Genomic DNA, 6,470 nt, shown 5'->3' on the forward strand with positions numbered 1-6,470 from the left:
CTGTTCTCGCATGTCGTTATCGGCTCGGCGCCCGCGGCCGGCGAAAACAAGATGCCCTATTTCGTCGTCAGCGAAGGCCACCATGTCGCCTCGACCAAGCTGAACCGTTATGTCTTCCAGCCCGGCATCACCGACGTGAAGAGCCAGATCCAGTCGATGGCGCCGTGGATCGCGGCCAATGCAGGCAAGAAGGTGACGCAGATCTTCCCCGATTTCGCCTTCGGCTACGATCATCGCGACTACCTGCCGCCGGCACTGAAGGCGCAAGGCGCCGATGTCATCGCGCAGATCGCCATCCCGCCGACGGAATCGTCCTTCACCAAATACTTCCCGCAGATCCCGGCCGAGACCGATGTGATCTACCACGTCATGGTCGGCCCGGCCGTGCTTACCTTCGTCAAGGAGCTCGGCGAGTTCTACGGCTCCAACCGGCCGCAGCTGTTCGGCTTCATCGATTCGCTCGAAGCCACCGATATCAACAGCCCCGGGCTGGAGTTCCTCGATGGCAGCCATTTCTGGGAAGGCTCGCCGCGCTACGCGCAGGCCGATGATTCCGAGGCGCAAAAGGCCTACCGCGCCGCCGTCGGCATCGACGACAATGGCGCCGCCGTCGGCGACCCCAAGGACGTCTCCACCGCCGCCCATATGTTCGGCTGCTGGGAAACGCTCTACGTCGTCAAAAAGGCGATGGAAGACGCCGGCTACAAGGGACCGGAAGACCGCGCCAAGCTGGTCGAGGCGACCGAAGCCCTGACTGCATTCGCGGAAGGTCCCGAGCATCCGCAGGGACCAAAGACCTTCAACGGCAAGATCCACCAGTGCTTTGGCATCCAGAACATCTCCAAGGTCGAAGGCGGCAAGCTCAAGGTCGTGCACAAGACCAAGATCGAGGATGGTCTTTACGAGGCTGAAGGGGATTATACGACGCAGGCGCTGTGAGGCGCCTTACCCTCCCCCTTGTGGGGAGGGTCGGCGAATAGGCTTCGCATTTTTGCGAAGCCTATGAGACGGGGTGGGGGTCGTGACGGCCCATGCCCCACCCCCCACCCGACCGCTTCGCGGTCACCCTCCCCACGAGGGGGAGGGTAAGGGCGCCCTGAATGCACTTCGGTCCCCATCTCCTCCTCGCGGCCCTCGAAGGCCTCGTCACCTCAGCGGTGCTGGCGCTGACGGCGCTTGGGCTGTCGCTGGTGTTCGGCGTCATGCGGGTGGTCAATGTCGCGCATGGCGAGTTCTTCATGCTCGGCGCCGTGCTCGCCTGGGCGATCACCACGGCGATCGGCGGCCATCCGGCGCTCGGCTTCCTGGCGGCGCTGGTGATTGCGCCGTTGATCGTCGGCGCCATTGCGCTGGTCGCCGAGCGGCTGGTGCTGCGCCGGCTCAACTACAATCCGGAAGCCACCATCGTCGCCACGATCGGCATGCTCTACATCATCCAGCAGCTGGCGCTGACCTTCTACGGTCCGGAGGCGCGGCCAGTCGAGCCGCCGTTCAGCTACCGCATCCTTTTGCCGTGGTTCGGTTACTCCGGCTACAAACTGTCTGTTATCGCCGCTTCGGCGCTACTGCTGATCGCGACATGGCTGGTGCTGACGCGCACCAGGATCGGTCTCATCATGCGCGCCACGCAGTATGACAGCGAGACGGCGCAGGCCTTCGGCATCCCCGTCGGCCGTGTCTATGGCGGCGTCTTCGCGCTCGGCGCAATGCTGGCGGCCATTGCCGCAGTGCTGATCGTGCCGATCAGCCAGGCGCATTATTTGATGGGGCAGGACCCGCTGCTGCTCTCCTTCATCGTCGTCATCATCGGCGGCCTCGGCTCGCTGCGCGGCACGGTCGTCGCCGCCGTGCTGATCGGCCTGTCGGACGGCATCATCTCGATGTTCTTCTCGCCGACTTTGGCCAAGATCATCGCCACGCTGCTCGTTGCCATGGTGCTGGTGTTCCGCCCGCAAGGCCTGTTCGGGACGGCATCGCGATGAGCGAAGCTTCGCCGGCAAAGGCCTATACCCTGCATCTCGGCGTCATCGCGCTGCTCTTCGTGCTGAGCTTCCTGCTGCCGGAGTATTATCACGGCCTGCTTGCCCGCATCATGGTGCTGGCGGTTTTTGCCATGGGCTACAACATGCTGTTCGGCTATGTCGGCCTGCTCAGCCTCGGCCACGCCATGTTCTTCGCCGCCGGGCTCTATGGTGCTGGCCTTGCCGTCATCCAGCTTGGCTGGAGCGTCCCTCTGGCCTTCCTCGGCGGAGTTGCCTGCGGCGCTGTCCTGGCGCTGGTGATCGGCCTGCTGGCGCTGCGCACCACGGGTGTCGCCTTCATGATCGTCACCATGATGTTCGCCCAGGTCTTTTACCTGCTCATCCTCTATTTTGCGACGTGGACCGGCGGCGACCAGGGCATGGTCGTGCCGCAGCCAGCGCGGGTGCTCAGCCTCGGCGCGACATCGCTCGAGCTCACCAATCCAACCGTGCGTTACATGACGGCGCTGGGGCTGTTTTCGATCGTGCTGCTCATCACATCAGCCATCGTCCGCTCCAGATATGGCCGCGTGCTAGTCGCCATCCGCGAGAACGAGGAGCGGACGAAGATGCTCGGCTATGATACCTTCTCCAACAAGCTCGCCGCCGTCGTTGTCTCCGGCACCATCTGCGCGGCCTCGGGCGCCGCCTATGCGCTGCTGTTCGGCTATGTCGGATCGAGCTTCGCTTCGGTGCAGTATTCGATCCTGCCGCTGCTCTGGGTGCTGCTCGGGGGTGCTGCCACAACGCTTGGGCCGCTGATCGGCACGCTGTTCATGTACTATGTCATCGACATCACCAGCGGCTACACCTCGGCCTATCTGCTGATCGTCGGCATCGCGCTCATCCTTTTGGTGCTGTTCTTCCCCAAAGGCATTCTGGGCAGCATCCGCCAGCGCTGGCTTGGGTGGCTGCCATGATGCCGCTTTTGACCACCAAGGGCCTGTCGCGCAACTTCGGTGGCCTGCGTGCTGTCGACGGCGTCGACTTCGCCCTGATGCCGGGAGAGATCCGCGCCGTCATCGGCCCCAACGGGGCGGGAAAAACCACCTTCGTCAGCCTGGTCAGCGGCCGCATCCAGCCGTCATCGGGGATGATCGTCTTTGACGGTGCCGACATCACCGGCCTGCCGGCCTATATCCGGGTGCGCCAGGGCATCGCCTACACGTTCCAGATCACCAGCGTCTTTGCCAATCTCTCCGCCTACGACAATGTCGCGCTGCCGGTGCAGCGGACATTGAGCGATGGCCGTTCGAAGGGCGCGGTGCGGACAGGTGTGATGGCGGCGCTCGAACGCACCGGCTTGGCCGATCGTGCCCACATGCCGGCCGGGCAATTGTCCTACGGCCATCAACGCCTGCTGGAAGTGGCGATGGGCCTGGCGCTGAAGCCGCGTTTGCTGATCCTCGACGAGCCGACGCAAGGCCTGGCCGACAGCGAGATCGACAATTTCATCACCCTGGTGCGCGAGATCGCCAAAAACGCCACCGTGCTTCTGATCGAGCACAACATGCCGGTCGTCATGCAACTCGCCGACCGCATCACCGTTTTCAATGCCGGCAAGATCCTGGCTGAAGGCACGCCCGAAGCGATCCGCGACAACGCGGCGGTGCAGGAAGCCTATCTGGGGACCGCCCCATGACCGAAACAAGCCAGGCCGGGGCGAAGTCTCAAGCACTGACCATTTCGGGGCTGGACTGTTTCTATGGCGAGGTCCAGGTGCTTTATGGGCTCGACCTGGTGCTGAACAAAGGCGAGGTGCTGTGCCTGTTCGGCCGCAATGGCGCCGGCAAGACGACGACGCTCAAAGCCATAATGGGGCTGGTTCCCTCAAGCGCCGGCTCGATCAAACTGGCTGGCCAAGAGTTGACCGGGCTGCCGGCGCACGAGGTGCCCAAGGCAGGCGTCGCCTATGTGCCGCAAGGCAGGCGGCTGTTCGCTGAAATGACGGTGGCGGAGAACATCGAGATCGGCCTGATGGCGCGAGGCAAGGGCAAGGCGACGCGGGAGGCCGTGCTCGATCTCTTCCCGCTGCTGCGCCAGCGGCTCAGGCAACGCTCCGGTACGCTGTCCGGCGGCGAACAGCAGATGCTGGCGATGGCGCGTGCACTCTGCCTCGAGCCGCAGGTGCTGTTGCTCGACGAGCCGACCGAAGGGCTGATGCCGTCAATGATCGCCAAGATCCGCGAGACGGTGTCGAAGCTGCGCGACATGGGTGTTTCGACCATTTTGGTCGAACAGCGTGTCGATGCGGTGCTTTCGGTCGCCGACCGCGTTGCGTTCATCGAAAACGGCCGCAATCGCGAGACGGTCGATGTCGAGGAATTGCGCGCCGACCCGTCGGCGGTTCGCCGTTATGTCGGCGTGGGCTGATCACCCAAAGAACAGAAAGCCCGCAACCAGAAATATCGGGATCAGCACCAGGCCCGACCATGCCATATAGCCGAAAAAGCCCGGCATCTTCACGCCGCGATGTCGGGCGATGGCGTAGACCATGAAGTTCGGTGCATTGCCGATATAGGTGTTGGCGCCCATGAACACCGCGCCCGCCGAGATCGCGGCAAGCGTCGAAGCGAATTCCGTCATCAGATGCCTTGGGTCGCCGCCGGCAAGCTCGAAGAACACGAGATAGGTCGGCGCATTGTCGAGGAAGGATGACAGCGCACCGGTCAGCCAGAAATAGGCGATATCGTTGGGCGCGCCCGAGGGCGAAGTGACGAGGGCGACCAATGGCGCCAGCGCGCCATCATGTCCGGCCCTTAGGATGGCGATGACCGGCACGATGCAGATGAAGATGCCGGCAAACAATTTCGCCACCTCCGATATCGGACCCCAGTTGAAGCCGTTGGCTTCCCGGTGGCTCTTGTAGGAGAGGGGAAGCGACAGCATGGCCAGCGCCAGGATGATGGCGTCGCGCACCAGATTCTGCAGTTCGAGACTGACGCCGAACACGGAAAAGCTCACGCCCGGCTTCCAGGCCGCCGACAGCAGGATGGCGCCGATCACACCCGCCAGCAGCGGAAGGTTGGCCAAGCCGCGCAGACGCACCGTCTTGTCCGGCGTCGGATCCTTGATCTTCGGCGCGCCAGCCTCGCGCCGATGCAGGATGATGTCGATGCCTAAGAAGACGGCCAGCACGACGACGACAACGAACAGCGTCTCGCGCCAGAGGTTCGTCGTCGTCCAGAAGAAGTCGACGCCGCGCAGGAAGCCGACGAACAGCGGCGGATCGCCAAGCGGCGTCAGCGAGCCGCCGATGTTGGACACCAGGAAAATGAAGAAGATCACGACATGGGCGTTGAACGGCCTGTTATCGTTGGCGCGCAGGATCGGCCGGATCAGGATCATCGAGGCGCCGGTCGTGCCGATGACCGAGGCGAGAATAGCGCCGACCAGCAGCAGCCCGGCATTGACCAGCGGCGTGCCGTGGATGTTGCCGGAAAGCAGGATGCCGCCTGAAATCGTATAGAGCGCAAACAGCAGGACGATGAACGACATGTATTCGGTGAGCAGCGCATGCAGCACAGCTTCGGTCGCCGAGGGGATGCCGAAGGCAAGCGCCAGCGGCACGATCACCAGCGCCGCCCACAGGGCCGTGATCTTGCCGTAGTGGTGTTCCCAGACATGGTGGAACAGCAGCGGACCGGTGGCGATCGACAACAGCAGCCCGGCGAAGGGCAGCGCCCACCACAGCGACATCACAGCACCGGGCAGACCGTGGTCTTCGGCGGCAAAGGCCTGTGCCGGAAGCAGGGTGGCGAGAGCCATAACGCATGCCGCCCGCAGGGGGATCAGATATAAAAAAGGCCCCCTCATCCGGCCGCTACGCGGCCACCTTCTCCCCGAGGGGAGAAGAGACTTGGCGCCGATGCTCGCCATCTCCTCTCCCCTCGGGGAGAGGTCGGATTGCCCCGAATTGCTCTTCGCAATTCGGTTGGAAATCCGGGTGAGGGGGTTCTTTCTCAAGGGCCGGTTCAATCCGACAAATGGTCTTCGAGCGTCACGCCGGCGTCGCGCATGCGCTGCAGCATGGCTTCGAGCGAACCGTTGAGATCGATGCCACGGCAGGCATCGAGCCGGACCGTGGTTTTGAAGCCCTGGCTGACTGCGTCCAGCGCTGAGAAGCCGACGCAGAAATCGGTCGCCAGGCCGACCAGGGTCAGCGTGTCGATGCCGCGCTCCCGGAGGTAGCCTGCAAGGCCGGTCTGCGTCGTGCGGTCGTTCTCGAAGAAGGCCGAATAGCTGTCGATATCAGGCCGAAACCCCTTGCGGATGACGAGTTCAGCTTTGGTCCAGGCGAGCCCGGAATGGAAATCCGAGCCCAGGCTGCCCTGGATGCAATGGTCCGGCCACGGCGTCTGCTGGCCATAGGGCATTTCGATCATCGTGAAAGGCTGCGCGCCCGGATGGCTGGAGGCAAAGCTGGAATGTCCGGCGGGATGCCAGTCC

The 6,470-nt window shown here is 63.5% G+C and carries 7 protein-coding genes; 5 read left to right on the forward strand and 2 right to left on the reverse strand.

Annotation, left to right across the window (positions count from 1 at the left end; genetic code table 11):
- From EN935_RS17565 to EN935_RS17585, 5 genes are all read left to right on the forward strand, one after another.
- Positions 1 to 939 (forward strand): ABC transporter substrate-binding protein (locus EN935_RS17565; RefSeq protein WP_164771178.1); only part of this gene is annotated, 939 nt, incomplete at its 5' end.
- A 161-nt stretch (positions 940 to 1,100) separates the two neighbouring features.
- Positions 1,101 to 1,982: a branched-chain amino acid ABC transporter permease gene (locus EN935_RS17570; RefSeq protein WP_109667201.1), complete on the forward strand. Its 882-nt coding sequence runs from the start codon at positions 1,101 to 1,103 to the stop codon at positions 1,980 to 1,982.
- Positions 1,979 to 2,941 carry a branched-chain amino acid ABC transporter permease gene (locus EN935_RS17575; RefSeq protein WP_109667204.1) on the forward strand — a complete coding sequence of 321 codons (963 nt, stop codon included), beginning with the start codon at positions 1,979 to 1,981 and terminating at the stop codon, positions 2,939 to 2,941. Before EN935_RS17570 ends, EN935_RS17575 begins: the two co-directional genes overlap by 4 nt.
- Positions 2,938 to 3,663: an ABC transporter ATP-binding protein gene (locus tag EN935_RS17580; RefSeq protein ID WP_127262596.1), complete on the forward strand. Its 726-nt coding sequence runs from the start codon at positions 2,938 to 2,940 to the stop codon at positions 3,661 to 3,663. The genes EN935_RS17575 and EN935_RS17580 overlap by 4 nt, the downstream gene beginning before the upstream one ends.
- On the forward strand, positions 3,660 to 4,394 hold the full coding sequence (locus tag EN935_RS17585) for an ABC transporter ATP-binding protein (protein WP_127262595.1): 735 nt from the start codon (positions 3,660 to 3,662) through the stop codon (positions 4,392 to 4,394). The genes EN935_RS17580 and EN935_RS17585 overlap by 4 nt, the downstream gene beginning before the upstream one ends.
- Here EN935_RS17585 and EN935_RS17590 read toward each other — a convergent pair whose 3' ends face one another.
- Positions 4,395 to 5,789, reverse strand: coding sequence for a sodium:proton antiporter (locus EN935_RS17590; RefSeq protein WP_164757550.1), 1,395 nt, complete (start codon positions 5,787 to 5,789; stop codon positions 4,395 to 4,397). It abuts the gene before it with no gap.
- 206 nt (positions 5,790 to 5,995) lie between these two features.
- Positions 5,996 to 6,470, reverse strand: a 475-nt coding sequence (locus tag EN935_RS17595) for a nicotinamidase (protein WP_164771179.1), incomplete at its 5' end; no start/stop codon positions are given.

The organism is Mesorhizobium sp. M7D.F.Ca.US.004.03.1.1, from assembly GCF_003998635.1.
Lineage (GTDB): Bacteria > Pseudomonadota > Alphaproteobacteria > Rhizobiales > Rhizobiaceae > Mesorhizobium > Mesorhizobium loti.